Source organism: Streptomyces sp. NBC_00775 (genome assembly GCF_036347135.1).
Taxonomy (GTDB): domain Bacteria; phylum Actinomycetota; class Actinomycetes; order Streptomycetales; family Streptomycetaceae; genus Streptomyces; species Streptomyces lutosisoli.
This window is the reverse complement of the sequence record NZ_CP108938.1, coordinates 10,326,720-10,346,569: the sequence shown is the minus strand read 5'-3', so window position 1 is coordinate 10,346,569 and position 19,850 is coordinate 10,326,720. Positions and strand designations below refer to the sequence as shown.

At 71.1% G+C, this 19,850-nt stretch carries 19 protein-coding genes; 7 read left to right on the top strand and 12 right to left on the bottom strand.

What is annotated here, in order from left to right; genetic code table 11:
• Positions 1-6 precede the first annotated feature (6 nt).
• The 5 genes from OIC96_RS46080 to OIC96_RS46060 all read right to left on the bottom strand — a co-directional run bounded on the left by OIC96_RS46080 (position 7) and on the right by OIC96_RS46060 (position 4,791).
• Positions 7-1,230 (bottom strand): arginine deiminase, encoded by a 1,224-nt coding sequence (locus OIC96_RS46080; RefSeq protein WP_330302086.1) that lies wholly within the window; start codon positions 1,228-1,230, stop codon positions 7-9.
• 51 nt (positions 1,231-1,281) lie between these two features.
• Positions 1,282-2,763, bottom strand: coding sequence for an APC family permease (locus tag OIC96_RS46075; RefSeq protein ID WP_406501247.1), 1,482 nt, complete (start codon positions 2,761-2,763; stop codon positions 1,282-1,284).
• A 210-nt stretch (positions 2,764-2,973) separates the two neighbouring features.
• Positions 2,974-3,132, bottom strand: a complete 159-nt coding sequence (locus tag OIC96_RS46070; RefSeq protein ID WP_443058486.1) for a hypothetical protein — start codon at positions 3,130-3,132, stop codon at positions 2,974-2,976.
• A 36-nt stretch (positions 3,133-3,168) separates the two neighbouring features.
• A complete protein-coding gene (locus tag OIC96_RS46065) occupies positions 3,169-3,657 on the bottom strand; it encodes a helix-turn-helix domain-containing protein (RefSeq protein WP_330302087.1) in 489 nt (162 codons plus the stop codon).
• Between the two features lie 63 nt (positions 3,658-3,720).
• Positions 3,721-4,791, bottom strand: a complete 1,071-nt coding sequence (locus OIC96_RS46060) for a zinc-dependent alcohol dehydrogenase family protein (protein WP_330302088.1) — start codon at positions 4,789-4,791, stop codon at positions 3,721-3,723.
• A 361-nt stretch (positions 4,792-5,152) separates the two neighbouring features.
• Between OIC96_RS46060 and OIC96_RS46055 the strand changes: the two genes are divergently transcribed.
• From OIC96_RS46055 to OIC96_RS46040, 4 genes are all read left to right on the top strand, one after another.
• Positions 5,153-5,737 carry an Rv1733c family protein gene (locus OIC96_RS46055; RefSeq protein ID WP_330302089.1) on the top strand — a complete coding sequence of 195 codons (585 nt, stop codon included), beginning with the start codon at positions 5,153-5,155 and terminating at the stop codon, positions 5,735-5,737.
• A 36-nt stretch (positions 5,738-5,773) separates the two neighbouring features.
• Positions 5,774-6,064 (top strand): dsRBD fold-containing protein, encoded by a 291-nt coding sequence (locus OIC96_RS46050; RefSeq protein ID WP_330302090.1) that lies wholly within the window; start codon positions 5,774-5,776, stop codon positions 6,062-6,064.
• 460 nt (positions 6,065-6,524) lie between these two features.
• Positions 6,525-7,466 carry a pyridoxamine 5'-phosphate oxidase family protein gene (locus OIC96_RS46045; RefSeq protein WP_330302091.1) on the top strand — a complete coding sequence of 314 codons (942 nt, stop codon included), beginning with the start codon at positions 6,525-6,527 and terminating at the stop codon, positions 7,464-7,466.
• Positions 7,467-7,564: 98 nt separating this feature from the next.
• Positions 7,565-8,557 carry an Acg family FMN-binding oxidoreductase gene (locus OIC96_RS46040; protein ID WP_330302092.1) on the top strand — a complete coding sequence of 331 codons (993 nt, stop codon included), beginning with the start codon at positions 7,565-7,567 and terminating at the stop codon, positions 8,555-8,557.
• 223 nt (positions 8,558-8,780) lie between these two features.
• Here OIC96_RS46040 and OIC96_RS46035 read toward each other — a convergent pair whose 3' ends face one another.
• From OIC96_RS46035 to OIC96_RS46020, 4 genes are all read right to left on the bottom strand, one after another.
• Positions 8,781-9,662, bottom strand: coding sequence for a universal stress protein (locus OIC96_RS46035; protein WP_330302093.1), 882 nt, complete (start codon positions 9,660-9,662; stop codon positions 8,781-8,783).
• A gap of 128 nt (positions 9,663-9,790) precedes the next feature.
• The gene (locus OIC96_RS46030; protein WP_330302094.1) at positions 9,791-10,609 is read right to left on the bottom strand and encodes a universal stress protein; all 819 of its coding nucleotides are present in this window, start codon (positions 10,607-10,609) and stop codon (positions 9,791-9,793) included.
• A 28-nt stretch (positions 10,610-10,637) separates the two neighbouring features.
• Positions 10,638-13,268, bottom strand: coding sequence for a pyruvate, phosphate dikinase (gene ppdK / locus OIC96_RS46025; protein ID WP_330302095.1), 2,631 nt, complete (start codon positions 13,266-13,268; stop codon positions 10,638-10,640).
• 22 nt (positions 13,269-13,290) lie between these two features.
• Positions 13,291-14,199 carry a universal stress protein gene (locus OIC96_RS46020; RefSeq protein ID WP_330302096.1) on the bottom strand — a complete coding sequence of 303 codons (909 nt, stop codon included), beginning with the start codon at positions 14,197-14,199 and terminating at the stop codon, positions 13,291-13,293.
• Positions 14,200-14,500: 301 nt separating this feature from the next.
• Here OIC96_RS46020 and OIC96_RS46015 point away from each other — a divergent pair, with 301 nt between their 5' ends.
• The 3 genes from OIC96_RS46015 to OIC96_RS46005 all read left to right on the top strand — a co-directional run bounded on the left by OIC96_RS46015 (position 14,501) and on the right by OIC96_RS46005 (position 16,486).
• Positions 14,501-14,965 carry a Crp/Fnr family transcriptional regulator gene (locus OIC96_RS46015; protein ID WP_330302097.1) on the top strand — a complete coding sequence of 155 codons (465 nt, stop codon included), beginning with the start codon at positions 14,501-14,503 and terminating at the stop codon, positions 14,963-14,965.
• A 28-nt stretch (positions 14,966-14,993) separates the two neighbouring features.
• The gene (locus tag OIC96_RS46010) at positions 14,994-15,656 is read left to right on the top strand and encodes a CBS domain-containing protein (RefSeq protein WP_330302098.1); all 663 of its coding nucleotides are present in this window, start codon (positions 14,994-14,996) and stop codon (positions 15,654-15,656) included.
• 128 nt (positions 15,657-15,784) lie between these two features.
• Positions 15,785-16,486 carry a response regulator transcription factor gene (locus tag OIC96_RS46005; protein ID WP_330302099.1) on the top strand — a complete coding sequence of 234 codons (702 nt, stop codon included), beginning with the start codon at positions 15,785-15,787 and terminating at the stop codon, positions 16,484-16,486.
• Positions 16,487-16,579: 93 nt separating this feature from the next.
• Here the strand turns inward: OIC96_RS46005 and OIC96_RS46000 are convergent, their stop codons facing one another.
• The 3 genes from OIC96_RS46000 to OIC96_RS45990 form a co-directional block, all read right to left on the bottom strand.
• Complete coding sequence (locus OIC96_RS46000) at positions 16,580-18,340, bottom strand: sensor histidine kinase (protein ID WP_330302100.1); 1,761 nt, start codon at positions 18,338-18,340, stop codon at positions 16,580-16,582.
• A 235-nt stretch (positions 18,341-18,575) separates the two neighbouring features.
• Complete coding sequence (locus OIC96_RS45995) at positions 18,576-19,085, bottom strand: flavodoxin domain-containing protein (RefSeq protein ID WP_330302101.1); 510 nt, start codon at positions 19,083-19,085, stop codon at positions 18,576-18,578.
• A gap of 26 nt (positions 19,086-19,111) precedes the next feature.
• Positions 19,112-19,843: a CBS domain-containing protein gene (locus OIC96_RS45990; RefSeq protein WP_330302102.1), complete on the bottom strand. Its 732-nt coding sequence runs from the start codon at positions 19,841-19,843 to the stop codon at positions 19,112-19,114.
• Positions 19,844-19,850: the final 7 nt, after the last annotated feature.

Below are 19,850 nucleotides of genomic sequence, written 5' to 3'. Positions count from 1 at the left end.
CAGGCCTCAGTTGGCCGGGTCGCGTTCGATCGGGCAGCTCATGCAGCGCGGGCCGCCCCGGCCGCGGCCGAGTTCGGCGCCGGCGATGGTGACGATCTCGATGCCCTGCTTGCGGAGGTAGGTGTTGGTGGTGACGTTGCGCTCGTAGCCGACGACGACACCCGGGGCGAGTGCGAGGAAGTTGCTGCCGTCGTCCCACTGCTCGCGCTCGGCGCCCGCGAGGTCCTGCGGCGCGGACAGCATGCGGACCTTGTCCAGGTCGAGCGCCTCGGCCAGCGCTGTCGCCAGGTCGGAGTTCGGGATGACGTCGAAACCGGTCGGGTAGGCGTCGCTGGGCCGCAGGGTCCACGAGCGCAGGGAGTCGGCGAGGCCGGGATAGACGGCGAAGGCGTCGCGGTCGAGCATGGTCAGCACGGTGTCGAGGTGCATGTACGCGCGGGTGGCGGGGAGTTGGACGGCTATCAGCCGGGTGGCCGTGCCGGTGGAGAAGAGCCGGGCGGCCAGGTTCTCCACGGCCTGGGCGGTGGTCCGCTCCCCCATGCCGACCATGACGGCGCCGTTGCCGAGGACGTGCACGTCGCCGCCTTCGAGTGTCCCGACGGGGCCGTCGAGGACCGGCTCGGGCGCGGCGGAGGCGAACATCGGGTGGAACCGGTAGATGGCCTCGGCGTGCAGGCTCTCGCGCCGCCGGGCGTGCTTGGCCATCGGGTTGACCGACAACCGGTCGTACATCCAGCAGGAGTTGTCGCGTGGGAAGAGGTGGTTGGGCAGTGGGGCGAGCGCGAAGGCCTCGGTGTCCAGCGCGTGCCAGACCAGGCTGTGCGGGGTGGTGAGCGGCAGGTCGCTCTTCAGCATGCCGCCGATCAGGTATCCCACGAGGCTCTCGCCGTCCAGCTCGGCGCAGCGCTCGCGTACCGCGTCCAGCAGGGCGGGGCCCATGGTCGCTGGGGTGACGACCCGGTCCAGGAGCCAGTCGCGGCCCTCGGGCACCTCCAGGGTCTGGGCCAGCAGGTCGGCGAAGTAGTGCACCCGGGCGCCGTGGTCGCGCAGCACCTGGGCGAAGGCGTCGTGCTCCTCACGGGCGCGCTTGGCCCAGAGGATGTCGTCGAACAGCAAGGAGTCGACGTTGCGCGGGGTCAGCCGGGAGAGTTCCAGGCCGGGGCGGTGCAGGATCACCTGGCGGAGGCGGCCGACTTCGGAGTCGACGTGGAAGGCGGTGGTGGCGTTCATGGCGGGGCTGCTCCTGTGGTCGTACGGGTGCGGGGCTGGCTCGGGGCGCGGTCAGTCGCGGTTGCGGAGGCGGTTCCTCCGGAGGGCACCGGTGCGGCTCGTGGGCACGGCACGGGAGATCCGCCTGGCCGTCGGGATGGCGGTCTCGGGAGCCCTGTCGTCGGTGAGAGGCCCGGGGGCCGTCGACTGCTCGCCGTACACCCCTTGGCCCCGCTTCAGCCACACGTACACCGGCAGTCCGAGCAGCAGGACGAACAGCCCGTAGTAGACGGTCTGGTAGCCGCTGCCCTGGATCGACCAGTACGAGAAGGCCATCGCGAGGACGGAGACGGTGATGTCGCGGGCCAGCCGCCGGGGGCTGAGGGTCTCGCGTCCGCGGACCAGCAGCCAGTACAGCTGGGCGGCGGCGGAGAAGAGGTACGGGATCACGGCGGTCAGCACGCTCAGCAGCACGATCTTGGTGAAGACGTCGTCGAAGCGCGTGTAGCTGAACACGGTGATCAGCGAGGCAAGGACGGTGGAGGCCACGATGCCGAAGACCGGGACGCCGTTCTCGCCGCGCAGCTTCGCGAAGGCCCCGGGGAAGAGTCCGTCGCGGGCGGCGGCGTACGGCATTTCGGCGCAGAGCATGGTCCAGCCGTTGAGGGCGCCGATGCCGGAGATGATGGCGGCCACCGCGACCGTGTAGCCGGCCCAGGTGCCGCCGAAGATGTTGTTGGCGGCGTCGGTGAAGGGCGCGGTGGAGGCGCCGAGTTCGCCGTGCGAGACGGTGCCGAAGACGGCGAGGGTGCCCAGGATGTAGATGACGGCGCAGGCGAGGGTGCCGTACACGGTGGCGCGCGGCACGTTGCGGCCCGGCTCGCGGACCCGGCCGGCGACCACGGAGGCGGCCTCCAGGCCCAGGTAGCTGAACAGGGCGATGGCCGCGGCGGCCGAGATCGCGCCCAGCGCCGACTGGCCGCTGGCGTTGAAGGAACCGAAGTTGTGCGGATCGATGAACAGCAGGCCGATGGTGGCCATGAAGACCAGCGGGATGAACTTCAGTACGGTGGTGACCACTTGGACGGCGCCGATGTTCCGTACGCCCGTGAGGTTGATCGCGGCCGGGATCCACAGCCCGACCAGCGCGATGAGCACCGACATCGCCGTGCGGTGGCCGGTGTTGACGAACACCTCGACATATCCGACCCACGCCACCACGATCGCGGCGTTCCCGGCCCACGCGGTAATCCAGTACGACCAGGCGTTGAGGAAGCCGGCGAACTCGCCGAAGGCCTCCCTGGCGTAGACGTACGGACCGCCGCTCGCCGGGACACGCTTCGACAGCGCCCCGAAGGTCACCGCCAGCGCGAGCGCGCCGAGCGTGACGACGCCGAACGCCACGAGCGAGATCGGCCCGTACGGTGCCAGGGCCGACGGGAGCGCGAAGACTCCGGTGCCGATGATGCTGCCGATCACGAGCGCGGTCGCCGAGGGAAGGCCGAGGGCCGCCCTGGGGGACGGCCTCTCGTCGCTTCTTTGGGTGCTGGACATGGCTGTGCTCCTTGCGCGGGTCGTTGGGGACGGGCTGCGGATGACTCGATCCGCGAACGATCCTGCTCGGCGGCCGTCATCGCGGTCAGTGGCCACCCGACCCCCGCCGGGCCCATTGGTCCCATTCGGGAGTCCCGAACGGCCCTGTGCTCCGCCTCCCCGGTGGGTGGGGATGCGAAGCACAGGGCCGTTGACGTGGCGCGGGTCTGGTCAGGAGGACAGGTCCACCCCGTACATCGTGTGGCCTCCGACGAGTTGACGACCGGTCACCAACTCGGGCTCGACACGAATGAAGACCTCCTCGGGCGAGGCCACCCAGGAGCGCGGGCCGGACCGGGTGAGCCGGCCGTTCTCGACGGGACCGGTCACCACGGTCGCGTGGCAGGTGACCGCAACACTCCAACATCAGTACCGCGGAGTCGGTGTCCAGGCACAAGTCGACCGGCAGGACGGCGGGCAGGGCGTGGCGCGTGTGGACGACGCGGCCGATCGCTGCACGGCGCCGGGGTCCGTCACGGCCCGGGCGAAGCCGCGTATGAGCACGCTCCAGCCCTGGCTGAGCGCCTCGTCGATGTGGTCGACCTCGAAGGCGACGTGCGCCCCGACAGCTGTGAGTTCGATCAGCTCAGGGTGGCGGGCGGCCCGGCCGATACCGGGAGGAAGATCGGCGTCGCCTCCGCGCAGGGCCGCCACGCTCGTCTGCGACGCGTCCGTCAGCCGGATGAGGACGGCGGTCCCGGGCATCGCGGTGGACAGTTCCTCCAGATAATGGCCGTAGCCGGGAGCCGTGCCCGCCCGGAATGCCGCCTCCTCCCGGGTCAGTCCGAGTTCCTCGCGTCGCTGAGCGATGCGACGCCCGATGTCGCCCCGTGTGCTGTCCGCGGTGGCGGACACGGCGTTCGACGGTGTCTGCTCCGACGTGGCCCTTCGCTTCCTTGTCTCAGGATGTCCTGATCGTCAGGGCGTCCTGACCGTCAGGGCGTCGTGCTGCGGTGCGCCGAGGACGACCTTGAGCGCGCCGGTGTCGGCGGCCCGTGAGAAGACGTCGTAGGCCTCCTCCATCGCGTCCAGCGGGAAGGTGTGGGTGACCAGGGACGACGTGGGCAGTTGCCCGGCGGCCGTCATACGCAGCAGGGTGGGCGTGGAGTACGTGTCGACCAGGCCGGTGGTGATCGTCACGCTCTTGATCCACAGGTCTTCGAGGTGGAGTGTCACGGGCTTGCCGTGCACGCCGACGTTGGCCACGTGCCCGCCGGGCCGCACCATGCGGGTACACGCCTCGAAGCTCGCCGGCACCCCCACCGCCTCGATGACCACATCGGCCCCCAGGCCCTCGGTGAGGTCGGCGACCAGCTGCTCCGCCTCGTCCCCCGCCGTGGCCACCGCGTCGGCACCGAGGCGCTTGGCGGCGTCCAGCCGGGCCGGGGCCAGGTCCACGGCGATGATCTTCCCAGGGCTGTAGAGCCGTGCCGTGGCGATCGCGGCGAGCCCGATCGGCCCGGCTCCGACCACGACGACGGTGTCCGCGGGCCGTACCCGCCCGTTCAGCACGCCCACCTCGTAGGCGGTGGGGAAGATGTCGGCCAGCAGCACGGCGTCCTTGCTGTCCACGGCACCCGGCAGCAGATGCGTCGACAGATCCGCATGCGGTACGCGGACGTACTCGGCCTGCGTGCCGTCAATCGAGTGGCCGAGGATCCAGCCCCCGCCACCGCGGCACTGCCCATACATGCTTTCCCGGCAGTATCGGCAGCGGCCGCACGCCGTGATGCACGAGACCAGGACACGGTCACCGGGGCGGACCGTGCGGACGTCGCCGCCCACGTCGACGATCTCCCCGACGGCTTCGTGTCCGAGCACCGTGCCGGGGCGTACCTCCGGGACATCGCCCTTGAGGATGTGCAGATCGGTACCGCAGATCGTGACGGCGTCGACACGGACGACCGCGTCGGTGGCATCCTGGATACCGGGATCCGCCACGTCCTCCCACGCGGACTCTCCGGGACCGTGGAACACGAGTGCTTTCATGACGATTCCTTTCTGGACCTGGCGGATGCCTGTGGCGGGGGGGCGACGGCATGTGAGCGCCCTTCGACGGCCTCCTCACGCGTGGATTGACCTTGTATGTCCAGCCTGAGCGTGACACCCGCTGTCCGCTTGGGCCGGTCGGTCCCCCGTAGAGGGACCGGGCAGGGCCGTTCGGGCCGACCGACGGCCTCGCATACGAGCACGGCGTCGTCCTTCCTCGCGGACAAGGGCCGAACGGCTCGCCGCCGGACGCCGGGGAGCACCGGACGGCCCCACGAAGCCGCCCGGACGGCCCCTGCCCTCGTGCGGTCCCCGCTGCCACCGTCCTGTCTACGACGGGACGACGAGGAGGTGCAGTCAGATGCGCGGCACCAAGCGTGTGAGGCAACTGCTGTGGCGGTGGCGCAGCAATCCCCTGCGACGACACGACGATGTCGTCGAGGCCTGGATCGTGCTGGCCGTCTGGGCGGTCATCGCGATCGGCGGCACCCTGGCCGGCATGCTGACCGCCCATGCCGCCGACGGGTCCTTCGCGCGGCTTCGCAGCGAGCGGCACCCGGTCCAGGCCGTCCTCGTCGAGAGCACGGCCCGGACCACGGCGGTCGGGGCGGACACGCCCTACAACCAGGTCCGGGCGACGGTCCGCTGGACGGCGACGGACGGCTCCAAGCACACCGGCCGGGCCCTCGTGAACACCGGGCATCAGACGGGATCGAAGGTCGTTGTCTGGCTGAACAGCAAGGAGCAGCTCACCACGGCGCCGACATCCGCCTCGTCGGCCGCCGTCGAGGCGGCCGTGCTCGGAGCCGGAGCCGCACTTGCCTTCGGTGGCCTGGCTCTCGCCGCCGGGCGCCTCGCACAGTGGCGGCTCGACCAGCGGCGCTACGACCAGTGGGGGCGAGAGTGGGATCAGGTCGGACCGCGGTGGCGGCGCAAGGCCACGTGAGGTGTCACCGGTCCGTACGAAGGTGAGGAGAAAGTGATGCTGCATACGGTGGAGTGGAAGGTTCGCCTCTACCTCTCCGAGGACGGAGGGACGACCAAGGCACGTGTAGTGGTGAACACCGGAACCACGACCCTCACCGGCCACGGGGCCGCGCACTGCAACCCCGCGGACGCCGATGTGCCCGAGATCGGTGACGAACTCGCGGCGGGCAGGGCCATGCACGATCTCGCCCAGCAATTGGTCAACACCGCCGAGCGCGACATCGAGGGCCTGGCCACGCCCGCCACTGGACGAAGCCTTCGCCAGGTGGCCGGATGGCCCATGTGACGGACGCCTGCGCGGCAGCCTCACATCGACTCTGGCCACGCGCACGCCCAGAACCTGGCGACATCGGACATCCACCCCCGATCTCATGTGCCGGGGTGCGGGAGCCGTCGATTCGGTAGGCGCTGTGCTCAGAGACCAAGGCGACGCCGTCAACGCTCCGGCGCAGCCGCTCGATCACGGAGATCAAGCCCTTGACCTCGACGGATCCGCCCAAAATCCCCTGCCCCTCACGCGCCTCGACCGTCACCTGCGCAGGGCCCAACGTCCGCCGCAGCATGTCCCCGGTGATCTCCTCGCGGATGGCGTCGTCGCGCCGCAGGCACCCGCGGCATCTGCTGACGGGCCGGTCGGCCGGAGAACGGTCCGTTCGGCACTCCTGGTGGGGCCGCCCGGGCCATGCGGCGGCGCTCTGCGCGTGGCACGTTGGGTACAGCACCATTCTGAGGAAGGAGCGGCGATCATGCGAGCTCACCTCGGCGACCAGCTCGTTGTCGAAAGCCCGGCCACCGGCGTCACCAGGCGCGACGGCGAGATTGTCGGACTCCACCACGAGGACGGAACCCCTCCCTACGACGTGCACTGGTCGGATACGGACGAGGTGACGCTGGTGTTCCCCGGGCCCGACGCGCACGTCCATCACCTCGAACACGGGCCACGAGAAAGCCCCGCCCCGGTTTCCCCGCCGAGCACGGACGAGGCACGGCAGCAGACGGATGCCGGGGCCGGCACGCCCCCGTCGGACGGGGCGTCCCACGCCGGTGACATCGGCCGACGCATGGCCGCCGCACGCCGGCGCCAGGGGCTGACCCAGGCGGAGACAGCCCGGCGCGCCAAGATGGCGCCCCAGTACCTGGCCTACCTCGAAGAGCGGTCGGCCGACCCGAGCCTGGCGACTCTCATCAGACTGGCCGCCGCGCTGGGCACCTCCGTCGCCGCCCTGCGCGGGGGCGGAATCGATCTCCCGCCAGGCCAGGGCCAGGCACTCCTCGATCCCCAGCTGCGGGACCTCGGCACGGAGGAATGTCGCGCCCACCTCTCCACGCACGGCCTGGGGCGCGTCGCGGTGTCGACCCCTGACGGTCCGGCGGTCGTTCCGGTGAACTACGAGGTCGTCGACAACGCGATCGTCTTCCGGACCGCGCCGAACTCGGCCCCGGCGGAGGCCGTCGGAACGGAAGTCGCCTTCGAGGTCGACCATGTGGACGAGGCCATGAGCCAGGGCTGGAGTGTGCTGGCCGTCGGCCCCGCCCGGGCGGTCACCGAGCCCGACGCGGTGCGAAGGCTGGCCGATCGCGCCCACAGCAAGCCATGGGCGGGGGGCGAACGTGAGCTGTGGGTGTCGATCAGGCCCACCCAGCTCACGGGGCGTCGCATCAGTCCGGCCGATGACAGCGGGCACTGACCGCGCTTCTCCCGACAGGCATTCCACCGCGAGGATCCCGCGACATCCGAGGAGCGGGCCCCGTCCAAGGGCTCGCCGACTTCTGAAGGGAGGCAGCGGTGAGCCAACGAGCACTCTCCCCGGAGCGTGTGGCGACCCTGGTCAACGACGCCACGGCCGCGCCGTCGATGCACAACGCGCAGCCATGGCGCTTCCGCTACTTTCAGAACAGCCGCACGTTCCATGTGCGCGCCGATCTCGGCCGAGCCATGCCCCACTCCGACCCCGACACCCGTGCCCTCCACCTCGGCTGCGGCGCCGCCCTGCTCAACCTGCGGGTCGCGGTGGCCCACGGGGGCTGGTACCCGGCGACCCGGCTGCTGCCCGACCTCGCCGACCCCAGCCTGCTCGCGACCGTACAACTGACCGGGTTCGGCAGCGGCGAGAGCGACCTTGCCACGCTGTATCCGGCGATTCACCAGCGGCACAGCAGTCGTTTCCCGTTCGAGGAGACGGAGATACCCGAGGCCGTACGGACGGCGCTGAGCGACGCCGCCCGTCTGGAGGGGGCGTCGCTGTCCTTCGCCACCGCATGGCATCTGCAGCAGGTGCTGGAGCTCGTCGAGGAGGCCGAGGCACGCAATCGGACCGACCCGGGCAGCGACGAGGACCTCGCCACCTGGACCCGTACCGGCGACCCATCGGTGCCCTCGACGCCCGACGGGGTCCCGGAGTACGCCTTCGGGCCACACAAGCTCGGCGGCAAGGCTCCGGTACGCGACTTCGCGGGCACCAGGTCAGTGGCCGGCCGCACCGCGACAGCGTTCGAACGCTCCCCTCAACTCGCCCTCCTCAGCACATCTCGCGACCGCCTGGAGGACTGGCTGCACGCCGGTCAGGCCATGCAGCACGTGCTGCTGCGCGCCACCCTCGAAGGCCTGTCCAGCTCGTTCGTCACCCAGGCCCTGGAGTGGCCGGACCTGCGCTGGCCGCTGCGGGACCCGATGTCGGGCACCGGCCATGTACAGATGGTGCTTCGCCTCGGCTACGGGCCCAAGGGCCCCGACACACCACGCCGCCCGGTACCGGAGATACTCGACATCCAGCCCTGAGAGTGGGAACTCGACGTCCACGACACCCTCCGTGACGTGGCCGAGGCACGCGGCGTTCAGTGCCCGTCGGCTCGTGCTCGTCGGCTCGTGCTCGTCACCTCCGCTCCGACGATGCGGGCGGCGGCGCGTGCGCAGACGCGGGTCCAGCCGGCGGTGACGTCCGCCGGAGCGAGACCGGCCGCCGCCGAGTACAGGGCGTCGTCGCCCGCCGCCGTGCGCTCGGTCAGTCGTGCGGGACCACGGCCACCGGTGCGGCGGCATGGTGCAGCACCGCTTGCGTCACCGGTCCGATGTGCGGGCCCACCGGCGTACGACGGTTGCGACGCCCGACCACGACCAGCGCCGCGTTGCGGGAGGCGTCGATCAGGTGGGAGCTCGCGTTGCCGATCACCACCTGCTCGTTCACCTCGACGCCGGGGAACTTCTCCCGCCATGGCCGCAGCACCTCGATCATGTTGTGCCGCAACTGCGCGCGCAGTTCCTCGTTGAGGTCGACGTCGAAGGCGCCGCCGTAACCGTAGGAGGACGGCAGGCTCCATCCGTGGACAACGCGGAGCTTCCGCCCGTGCCGGGAGGCGGCTTCGAATGCGAAACCGATCAGGGAACCGTCCGGATGGTCCATGTCGAGGCCGAGCACGACTTCATCGCTCAGGTGGTCGTCTTCGGCGCCTTCACCGGCTCGTACGAGGACGACCGGCCGCTGGGTCCTGGCCACGACGGCGAGTGCCACGGAGCCGACGAGGAACCCGGTGACTCCGCCCAGGCCCCGGGACCCGAGCACCAGAAGATCGGCCTCCTCCGCGGCAGCCAGCAGGGTGGTGACGGGTTGTTCCGGGATCCGCTCGGCGGTGATGCGCAGGCTGGGATGGCGCTCGGCGAGCCGGGCCGCGGTCTCCCGCGGCAGGCGCTCGGCCCACTCGATCTGCGAGTCGTCCACCGGCGGCACGGAGGCGCCCGCCAGCGGGGAGTACGTGTAGGGCTGCCACTGCCAGGCGTGCACGAGGCGCAGGGGCACCTCGCGCAGCAGCGCCTCGTGGGCGGCCCAGTCGGCGGCTGCGAGACTCTCAGGCGAACCGTCCAGACCGACGGTGACGTTGCGGGACATGTGCGGACCTCCTCAGGGGATGCGACTCAGTCTCCGGGTGGCAGGCCCACGTCAGGAGGGGCCACAGGTCCCGGCCCGGGACCGACCGGCCCATCCGGCACGTGTCCCGTTCTCCCGCGAGGGTCCGTTCACACGATCGCGACCGGGCAGTGGGAGTGGTGCAGCAGGGCGGCGATGACCGGGCCCGGTCGCGGGCCGATGCGGTGGGAGGGGCCGTGGGCACCGACGACCACGACGGCGGCTTCGCGGGTCGCCTCCAGCAGCGAGTGAACCCTGCCGAAGTCGACCGTGCGGACCGCCACCTCGACCTGGGGATCGCGCTGCCGTAGCCCGGCAACCGCACGGCGCGGTACAGCCTGTTCGGTCAGTACGCGCACAACAGCACCGTCCCGCGCCCGATCCGCGGGGACGGGGGCCCGGGGTGCCGGCGTCCGGCGCCGATGGGCCGCGGAGTGCAGCACACGCAGCCGGACCCCGCGGCGCTCCGCCTCCGCGAAGGCGAACGCCGCGGCATCCGCGTCGGCGTCGCCTTCCAGGCCGAGCAACACCTCGCCGCGCCCGGCGGATTGGTGGTTCCCCCTGACGACGAGCAGCGGACCGCGCGCGTGCCCGGCCAGCCGCAGGCTCACCGAGCCGAACAGTAAGCCACCGATACCGCCGAGCCCTCGCGTACCGACCACGGTGAGCTCAGCGTCCCGACCGTGCTGAGCCAGCGCCTGGAGCGGTCCGCCCTCGAAGGCGGAGGTCGTGACGGGCAGGCCGGGATGCCGCTCGCGTACCCGGGCAGCCGCGGACGCCAGTACCGGGCCGGCCTCGTCGAGGTCGGGCACGGCGTACACGATGGCCAGCAGGGCGCCACGCAGCACCGCTTCCTCGGCGGCCCGGTCCAATGCCCGTACGGCGATGAGCGAACCGTCCACGCCGACGGTCACATGACGGGTGGTCATGTCTTTCCCTCCCCTTGGTCGGTGTTGTCTAGGTGGCCGCGGACGCCCCGTCGGCCCGGTTCGCCAGCGCCGCGCGACCCGCTTCCAGGCGGGCGACAGGAACGCGGAAGGGCGAGCAGGAGACGTAGTCGAGGCCGGTGTCGTGGAAGAAGTGGATGGAGTCCGGGTCGCCGCCGTGTTCGCCGCAGACGCCGATCTTCAGGGTCGGGTTCGTCGCGCGGCCCTCCTCGACGGCGATCCGGACCAGTCGGCCGACGCCGTCCCGGTCGAGGGTCTCGAAGGGCGAGGTGGCGAAGATGCCTTGCGCCAGGTAGGCGGGGAAGAAGGACGCCTCGACATCGTCACGGGACAGTCCCCACGCCGTCTGGGTCAGGTCGTTGGTGCCGAAGGAGAAGAAGTCGGCGGCCTCGGCGATCCGGCCGGCGGTCAGCGCGGCACGGGGCAGTTCGATCATCGTGCCGATGGGGCAGTCGACGGTGAGCCCGGACGCCTTCGACACCTCGGCGAGTACATGCTCCGCAGCCGCCCGCACGATCCGCAGCTCCCCGACCGTGCCGACCAGCGGAACCATGATCTCGGCCCGGGGGTCTCCCCCGTCCCGCAACCGCTCCACAACGGCTTCGGCGATCGCCCGTACCTGCATCTCGACCAACCCCGGGACAACGAGTCCCAGACGAACGCCGCGCAGCCCGAGCATCGGGTTGCTCTCGTGCATGCGCTCCACGGCGGCCAGCAGGCGCCGGTCGTGGGCGGTGGGGTGGGTGGCGACGCGTACGGCGAGTTCGGTGCGGTCGGGCAGGAACTCGTGCAGCGGTGGGTCGATCAGCCGGATGGTCACCGGCAGGCCGTCCATAGCGGCCAGGATTCCCACGAAGTCGGCCCGCTGGAGCGGCAGCAGCGCTTCCAGGGCGGCGCGCCGCCCGGTCTCGTCCTCGGCGAGGATCATCGCCTCGATCAGGCCGCGTCGCTCGCCGAGGAACATGTGCTCCGTGCGGCACAAGCCGATGCCCTCGGCCCCGTAACGCCTCGCTCGGGCCGCGTCCTCGGGAGTGTCGGCGTTGGCGCGCACCCCCAAATGCCGTACGGAGTCGGCGTGTTCGAGGGTGCGGGCCACGGCATCCGTCAAGGCCCCGTCGCGTTCCCCGGTGTCGAGGAAGCGGCCGACCGGCGAGTCGGTCAGTGGCAGTGCCCCGAGGTGGACCGTGCCCGCCGTGCCGTCCACGGAGAGCACCGTGCCTTCGGCGAGCACGGTCCGGTCGGGTGCGGTGAGCGTCCGTGCCTCGACGTCCACCGTCAGTTCCTCTGCGCCGCACACGCACACCTTGCCCATGCCGCGCGCCACCACGGCCGCGTGGCTGGTCTTGCCACCGCGGCTGGTGAGCACGGCCTCGGCCGCGACCATCCCGGGCAGATCGTCGGGGGTGGTCTCCCGGCGTACGAGGATCACCTTCTCCCCCGTCGCGGCGCGGCGCACCGCCTCGGCCGAGTCGAAGACGATCGCTCCGACGGCGGCGCCGGGAGAGGCCGGGACCCCGTGCGCCAGGGGCTTCGTCTCGGCGTGTGCCTCGAAGCGGGGGAACATCAGTCGGGCGAGCTGCGCCCCTCCGACGCGGGCGAGCGCTTCGTCCTCGCCGATCAGCTTCTCGTCGACGAGCGCCTCGGCGATACGGAAGGCGGCCTCGGCGGTGCGCTTGCCGACCCGGGTCTGGAGCATCCAGAGCGTGCCGCGCTCGATGGTGAACTCGATGTCGCACAGGTCGCGGTAGTGGTGCTCCAACGTGCCCATGTGGTCGATGAGTTGCCGGTACGAGGGCGGGTCGAGCCGCTCCAGCTCGGCAAGTGGCACGGCGTTGCGGATACCGGCGACGACGTCCTCGCCCTGGGCGTCCCGCAGGTAGTCGCCGTAGACACCCCGGGCGCCGGTGGCCGGGTCGCGGGTGAAGGCGACTCCCGTGCCGGAGTCCGGACCCCGGTTGCCGAAGACCATGACCTGGATGTTCACGGCGGTGCCCAGGTCGTCGGGGATGTGTTCACGGCGGCGGTAGAGGCGGGCGCGCTCGCTGTTCCAGGAGCGGAAGACGGCCCGGATCGAGCGGTACAGCTGCGCGCCGGGGTCCTGCGGGAACTCCTCGCCCGTCGCGTCCCGGATCACCTGCTTGAAGTCCTCGACGAGCCGGGCGGGGTCGTCGGTGCTCCCGCGCCGGTCGAACCGTTCCGGGGCGATACCGAGGACCGTGCGGCCGTACATCTGGAGGAGACGACGGTAGGAGTCCCACGCGAAGTGCTCGCTGCCGGCGGCCTTGGCGAGCCCGGGGACGGATGCGTCACCGAGGCCGATGTCCAGGATCGTCTCCATCATCCCGGGCATCGAGAACTTGCTGCCCGAACGCACGGACAACAGCAGGGGGTTGTCACGGCCGCCCAGCTGACGACCGGTGCGTCGTTCCAGCTCCACCAGCGCGTGGGCGACCTGGGCGGCCAGTTCTCCCGGCTCCTCGCCCGTTGCCAGGTATGCGCGGCAGGCGTCGGTGGTGACGGTGAAGCCGGGCGGTACCGGCAGTCCCAGGCGGGTCATCTCCGCCAGGTTGGCTCCCTTGCCGCCGAGCAGGTCCGCCATGTCACGGCCGCCCTCGGAGAATTCGTACACGTACCTGGTCATCTCTCTCATCCTCCGGGGCTGTTCAGGCGTGTGGGACGACGGCGACGGGGCAGGGTGCGTGGTGCAGTGCGGCGTGTACGACGGAGCCGAGGTGGTTGCCGAGCATGGTCCGCCGCACCCGGCGGCCCACCACGAGGAGGGCCGCGCCGGCCGAGGCATGGATCAGCTCGCCGGCCGCGCGCCCTTCGGTGACGGTCTCGGTCACGGCGACCTCGGGGAACTTCTCGCACCAGGGGCGCAGCGTCGCGACCACGGCGCGCTCGTGCTCGGCGAGTAGCTCGGGGCCGTTCACCGGGGCGAGCCTGTCGATCGCCGCGTAGGCGGGCGGCGCGCTGAAGGCATGGACCACGCGAAGCGCGGTGGCACGGCGTCGGGCGGCGTCGAAGGCGAACTCGATGAGTTCGTCGCAGGGCCGGTCCGTGTCGAAGCCGAGCACGACGTCGCGGTACGGGGTCTGGGGTATCTCGTCGGGGGAGATTCCGGCTACCGCCGAGAAGTGCTCGTGGGCGGTGCACTCCCCCGCCCGCACCAGCACCACGGGACGCGGTGCCCTGGCGACCACCCGCTGCGACACCGACCCGGTCAGGAACCCCGCGACGCCGCTGATCCCACGGGAGCCGAGGACCAGCAGATCGGCTTCCTCGGCCGCCGCGAGCAGGACCCCGACCGGCGCGTCGGCGACCGAGTGGGTGACGACCCGCAGGCCGGGGTGCGCGGCGCGCATGCTGTCCGACGCCTGCGCCACCATGTCCTCGGCCCAGGACCGCTGCGACATGTCCGCGGGCACGGTCGGGTCGGGCCGCGGCCGCCACTCCCAGGCGTGCACCAGCCGCAGCGCCGTGCCCCGGCGCACGGCTTCCCTGGCCGCCCAGTGCGCGGCGGCCAGACCTTCGGGAGTCCCGTCGATCCCCGCGGCGACGTGTCGAAGCATGGTCCGCACCTCCTGCGTGCATACCGGTGGATTCCTCTTCTCCCCATCGAGCCTGATACCGGGCTGGGCCCGGGTGCAGGGGCCGGGCAGGCCCTTCCGAGGGGCCCTATGGCCCCGGTGTCGTCCCGACCCTCCACGCCCCGGGCAGCCTCACTCCCGTACGGCGCGCCGGGGCACCGGACCGCATGCACCGGGCGATGCCGTACGGCCCGGCCTCGGGGCCGCTCGGCCCATGGTGAAGACGGGGCTTCGAGGAGAGATTGGAGGTGGCAGGATCGCGTTCCAGGAAGAGGACAGGATCATGAACGCTTCCCCCACTGCCGGCTTGCTGCGGGCGTTGCCCGCCGAGCACGGCGAGCGCCTGATGCACGTAGCCCGGGAGGTGTCGTTCCCGCAGGGAACCCGCCTGTTCGAGGAGGGCCGGCGAGCGGACCGGTTCTGGATCGTCCGTACCGGCACCGTGGCCCTCGACATGCGCGTGCCCGGCCGCCGCGCGGCCGTCATCGAGACCGTCGGGCACAACGAACTCGTCGGCTGGTCCTGGCTGTTCGGACCGCACACCTGGCATCTGGGCGCCGAGGCCACGAGCCCGGTGCGCGCCTACGAGTTCGACGCCGACGTCGTACGCGGCATGTGCCAGGCCGATCCGGCGCTGGGCATGGCCGTGGGCCAGTGGGTGGGAGACATCGTCGCCCGCCGGCTGCGGTCGGCCAGGAACCGGCTGCTGGACCTGTACGCGCCCTACGGCAGCGGAAGCCTTCGCTGACCGTGTCGCCATCCACCGAGGAGTCAGCATGCACGGCACCCCGCACATCGTCAGCGACGTGATGACCCACACCGTCGCCGCCGTCGGCCGCAAGGCCAACTTCAAGGAGATCGTGCGGTTGATGGAGCAGTGGAAAGTCAGTGCCCTGCCCGTCCTGGAGGGCGAGGACCGCGTGGTCGGCGTCGTCTCCGAGGCTGACTTGCTGCACAAGGAGGAGTTCCGGGACGACGACCCGGACCGCGATACCCAGCTTCGGCGCCTTTCGGACCTCACCAAGGCCGGCGCGGTGACCGCCGAGGACCTGATGACGGCCCCGGTCGTCACCGTCCAGGCGGACGCGACCCTGGCGCAGGCCGCGCGGACCATGGCGCACGCCAAGGTCAAGCGGCTCCCCGTCGTCGACGACATGGGCAAACTCGAAGGCGTCGTCAGCCGCGGCGATCTGCTGAAGGTGTTCCTGCGGGACGACGAGGACATCGCCGAGGAGGTCCGGCGGGAAATCGTGTCGTACTTGTTCCGTGCTCCCTTGTCCGCTGTTCGCGTGCAGGTGCGGGACGGTGTCGTCACACTCGCCGGTCAGATCCGGGACACCTCGCTGGTGCCTGTGGCCGCGCGCCTGGTGCGGGCCGTCGAAGGTGTGGTGGACGTGGAGTTCGAGTTGACGGGGCCGGCCCGCGGACCGGAGCAGTGACCAGGGGCCGATGCGACGACCGCACTCAAGTGGGGCCGGTCGGCCCTGGTGTGATGGACCCCGGAGCGTGATGATCGTCGTCACAGCCAGCTCGTGGTCCGCAGTCCACTACTGAACAAGGGGTCGTCATGGCCGAGGCGCGCAAGTTCACGGAACAGGACCCCATCCGGGTCTTCCTGCTGGACGACCACGAGGTCGTGCGCCGCGGTCTGACCGATCTCCTGGACGCCGAGCCGGACATCTCGGTGGTCGGGGATGTGGGCAGTGTCGAGCACGCGCTGGTGCGCGGGCCGGCGCTGCGGCCGCATGTCGCGGTCCTGGACGTCCGTCTGCCGGACGGCGACGGGATCAGTGTCTGCCGGGAGCTGCGCAGCCGGATGCCGGAGCTGGCTTGTCTGATGCTGACCTCGTTCGACGACGAGGAAGCCCTGCTCGACGCCATCATGGCCGGAGCCTCGGGCTATGTGCTCAAGCAGATCCGCGGTTCCGACCTGGTCGCGGCGGTCCGCACGGTGGCATCCGGGCAGTCGATGCTGGACCCCACGACGACCGCCCGGCTGATGCGCTCCCTGCGCGCGGACCCCACCGAGGCACCGGCCCTCGCGCCCGAGCTCGCCAGCCTCTCACCCCGCGAGCGGGACGTTCTCGCGCTGATCGGGGACGGGCTCACCAACCGCGAGATCGGCAAGAAGCTCTACCTGTCCGAGAAGACGGTCAAGAACCACATCTCGCGGCTCCTGGCCAAGCTCGGCGTCCAGCGCAGGGTCCAGGCGGCGGTCCTGGCCAGCCAGCTGGAGCACCCCAACACCGCCAACCTCCCCGGACATTGAGTCCGTACCTCTTCAGAGGCGAGGGGGAACGACGCGGTCGGCCGCCGTCCGTCCGCGGCCGAAGAACTCCGGACACGAGCGGCACCGACGGTCTCAGCCGTTCGGCGAGCCGTCGGCCGTCGCCGCGCCGGTCGGACCCACCGGTACCCACCACACCAGCCGCGTGCCACCGCCCTCGGGCCGTTCGCCGAGCGTCAGTACGCCCCCGAGGGCAACCGCCCGCTCCTCCAGGTTCTTGAGCCCGCTGCGCTGGACGTCGCTGGGCACTCCGCATCCGTTGTCCGTCACGGTGAGCGTCAACTCGCCCCCGGCGCACTGGAGTCGGACGTCGACGGCTTGCGCGCCGGAGTGCCGGGCCGCGTTGCTCAGCGCCTCGCCGAGCACCGCGACCGCGTGGTCCGCGATGTCGCCGGGGACGTCCGTCTCGACGAGCCCCTCGATCCGCAGCGCGGGCGCGAAACCGAACGACGTGGTCGAGGCCGTGACCGCCTCGGACACCCGGCCGCGCAATCCGTTGCCCTCCCGGCCCCTTCCGCCGTGTGTGCGCAGGCCGAAGATCGTGGACCGGATGATCTTGATGGTGTCATCGAGGTCGTCGACGGTTCGCGTCAGCCGCTCCATGCCCTCGGCGTGCTCCATGAAGCGCTGGGCACTCTGCAGCGTCATCCCGGCCGCGAAGAGCCGCTGGATGGCGAGGTCGTGCAGGTCACGAGCGATACGGTCGCGGTCCTGGAGCAACGCGATCTGTTCCGCGTCCCGCCGCCGTTCGGCCAGCTCCAGCGCCAGCGCCGCCTGGTCGGCGAACCCGAGCAGCGGCCCGGTGTCCGCGTCGCCGAACGGCGTACCGCCCTGCACCCTCCCCAGCAGCAGCACGCCCCGGGCCTTCCCGCTGGTACCGAGCGGCACCGCGACCACGGGGCCGAGCCCGGCCCACTGGGGCTCCCCCTCGCGCGCGCGGGCGTCGTGTTGGATGTCGGTGCTGACCACCGGCTCCGCGGAGCTGAGCGCGGATCCGACCAAGCCGTCCCGGGCCGACATCACCAAGCCACCGCGCTGCTCCGCGCCGAGCCCGACGGCGAGCGCCGGCCGCAGCGCCTGCTCGCCCGGTATGTTGTCCGCGATCATGCCCATGTCCGCGGAGACGATCTTCCGGGCCTCGTCGACGATCAGCTCCAGCACCTCAGCGCTGGGCGCCCCGGTCAGCAGGGCACTGGTGACCTTGCCGCTGGCCCGCTGCCAGCGCTCGCGGAGCCTGGTCTCCTCGTACAACCGCGCGTTCTCGATGGCGACCCCGGCGGCCACGGCCAGCGTCGACAGGACGGACTCGTCCTCCGCGTCGAACTCCCGCTCGCTCCGTTTCTCGGCGAGGTAGAGGTTGCCGAACACCTCCTCGCGTACCCGGATCGGCACGCCGAGAAAGGAGTGCATCGGGGGGTGATGGGCCGGAAAACCGTACGACTCCGGATGCTCCGAGAGCTCCGGCAGCCGCAGCGGCACCGGGTGCCGGATGAGCTCGCCAAGGAGCCCGTGCCCGCTGGGCAGCGCCCCGATCTCGGACCGCTGCTCCTCGTCGATGCCGACAGTGAGGAACTCGGACAGCTTCCGGTCGCCGCCGATCACGCCCAGCGCCCCGTACTCGGCATCCACCAGGACCACCGCGGCCTCGACGATGCTGCGCAGCACCTGCGGCAGGTCCAGCTCCCGTCCGACCGACAGAACGGCCTCCAACAGGCTGTGCAGGCGATCCCGGGTACCCCGCACCGCGTCGATACGCACCTGAAGCTCACCCAGCAACTCGTCGAGCCGAAGCTTGGGCAGATGCTGCTCGGAACCCCCGCGCGCGTCCGCCCCCATCGCTTCCTCCGGCCCATCAAGCGGACAAGGCCGCGCATCAGTTCGACTGCCGTCACGGTACTGCCTGGGAGGCCTCGGCGGCACCACGCACCGCTCCGACGACGGGAATCCTCAGCGCAGTTCAGACACCAGGCGGTCGTCGGAGTCTCGTCCGGTCGCATCAGACTTCAGGGCGGCGTCAGGGCGCAAGCCGGAAAGGTTCCGGCTTGCGCCCTGTACCGAAACGGCGCGCGGCTCATTCCGCCGGTGCGCCGGACACCAGCTCGGTGCCGATGCGCGCGGCCCACGCCTCGATCTGCCCGAAGTCACGAAAGTCCCCGCCCTTCCCGGAGGAAACGATCTTCCGGGCGATGAATCCCTTGGCCCCTTCTTCCAGGCAGCCCCCGAACGTGACGTGTTCCCGGACGTCGAGCCGGGTCATGGCCCGCCGCACGCCAGGGACGGGCGGTATGTCCTTCTCCGTGGCCGAGGCGTCGAGGGGACCGCTGCTGAAGAACCACAGCGGTCGCCCGGCGAGTGCACGGCCGTGCCGACGGACGAAGCGGCGGGCGTCCTTGTGCCAGCGCCCCGCGTACAGCGCGCCGCCCACCACCAGGGCGTCGTACGACTCGATGTCCGTCACGAAGCGAGCGGGCACCGCTTCGGCGAGCACGCCTTCCTTGCGCAGGACTTCCGCGATGGTCTCCGCGATCCGCGCGGTCGATCCGTTCGTCGTCCCGTAGGCGACGACCACCTTGCTCAGCATGGCGGTACCCCTTCTCTCGCCTTGCTTCAGAGCTTTCGCAGCCATTCCTCGGTGACTCCGTGCAGGGCCGGCTCGTCCGGCCGCAGGTGCGAGTCGTCCATCCGGTAGGTGAGCTTGTCGGTCACGGCGACCACGCCGTCGATCCGGTCGGTCATGGAGACGGCGATCTCCGCCTCGCTCCGGCGCTCCACATGGCCGTCGAGGGTGACGACACCCTCGTGCACACCGACGTTGACGGCCGAGGGGGCCAGCCACAGCGTGCGGACCAGCACCTCGTCGATCACCTCGCGACGGATGACGTCGTCCGGTTGCAGAAAGACCTGTATCAGGTCGCGGCGGGTGACGATGCCGACCAGCCGATCCTCCTCGTCGACCACCGGCAGCCGCTCCACGCAGCTGTGTGCCATGGTCCGGGCCGCCTCGGCGATGGTGTCGTCGGCTTGCACGGTGACCGGCGGCACGGACATCAGCTGTCCGGCGGTACGGGCGTGCCCCTTCGCGGCCTGCCGACGGGCACCGCGGGTCAGCCCGGCGAACCGGGAGCGGCGCGGCGTCTCGTAGGGATCGGGTACACCCGCCTGCCGGACCATGAGATCGGTCTCGGAAATCACACCGAGGACCTTGCCGTCCTCGTCGACCACCGGCAGCCCGCTGATGCGGTGCTCGGCAAGCAGCCGTGCCACTTCCTTGAACGGCGTGTCGTACCGGACCGTGACGACCTCCGTCGCCATGACCGATCCGACCTTCTTCTGCCTCATGTCTGTT

Bases quoted from the DNA above. Each gene is read 5' to 3' on its own strand.
- OIC96_RS46080 (WP_330302086.1), bottom strand. From the start codon at position 1,230: ATGAACGCCACCACCGCCTTCCACGTCGACTCCGAAGTCGGCCGCCTC.
- OIC96_RS46075 (WP_406501247.1), bottom strand. From the start codon at position 2,763: ATGTCCAGCACCCAAAGAAGCGACGAGAGGCCGTCCCCCAGGGCGGCC.
- OIC96_RS46060 (WP_330302088.1), bottom strand. From the start codon at position 4,791: ATGAAAGCACTCGTGTTCCACGGTCCCGGAGAGTCCGCGTGGGAGGAC.
- OIC96_RS46055 (WP_330302089.1), top strand. From the start codon at position 5,153: ATGCGCGGCACCAAGCGTGTGAGGCAACTGCTGTGGCGGTGGCGCAGC.
- OIC96_RS46050 (WP_330302090.1), top strand. From the start codon at position 5,774: ATGCTGCATACGGTGGAGTGGAAGGTTCGCCTCTACCTCTCCGAGGAC.
- OIC96_RS46045 (WP_330302091.1), top strand. From the start codon at position 6,525: ATGCGAGCTCACCTCGGCGACCAGCTCGTTGTCGAAAGCCCGGCCACC.
- OIC96_RS46035 (WP_330302093.1), bottom strand. From the start codon at position 9,662: ATGTCCCGCAACGTCACCGTCGGTCTGGACGGTTCGCCTGAGAGTCTC.
- OIC96_RS46030 (WP_330302094.1), bottom strand. From the start codon at position 10,609: ATGACCACCCGTCATGTGACCGTCGGCGTGGACGGTTCGCTCATCGCC.
- ppdK (WP_330302095.1), bottom strand. From the start codon at position 13,268: ATGACCAGGTACGTGTACGAATTCTCCGAGGGCGGCCGTGACATGGCG.
- OIC96_RS46020 (WP_330302096.1), bottom strand. From the start codon at position 14,199: ATGCTTCGACACGTCGCCGCGGGGATCGACGGGACTCCCGAAGGTCTG.
- OIC96_RS46015 (WP_330302097.1), top strand. From the start codon at position 14,501: ATGAACGCTTCCCCCACTGCCGGCTTGCTGCGGGCGTTGCCCGCCGAG.
- OIC96_RS46010 (WP_330302098.1), top strand. From the start codon at position 14,994: ATGCACGGCACCCCGCACATCGTCAGCGACGTGATGACCCACACCGTC.
- OIC96_RS46005 (WP_330302099.1), top strand. From the start codon at position 15,785: ATGGCCGAGGCGCGCAAGTTCACGGAACAGGACCCCATCCGGGTCTTC.
- OIC96_RS46000 (WP_330302100.1), bottom strand. From the start codon at position 18,340: ATGGGGGCGGACGCGCGCGGGGGTTCCGAGCAGCATCTGCCCAAGCTT.
- OIC96_RS45995 (WP_330302101.1), bottom strand. From the start codon at position 19,085: ATGCTGAGCAAGGTGGTCGTCGCCTACGGGACGACGAACGGATCGACC.
- OIC96_RS45990 (WP_330302102.1), bottom strand. From the start codon at position 19,843: ATGAGGCAGAAGAAGGTCGGATCGGTCATGGCGACGGAGGTCGTCACG.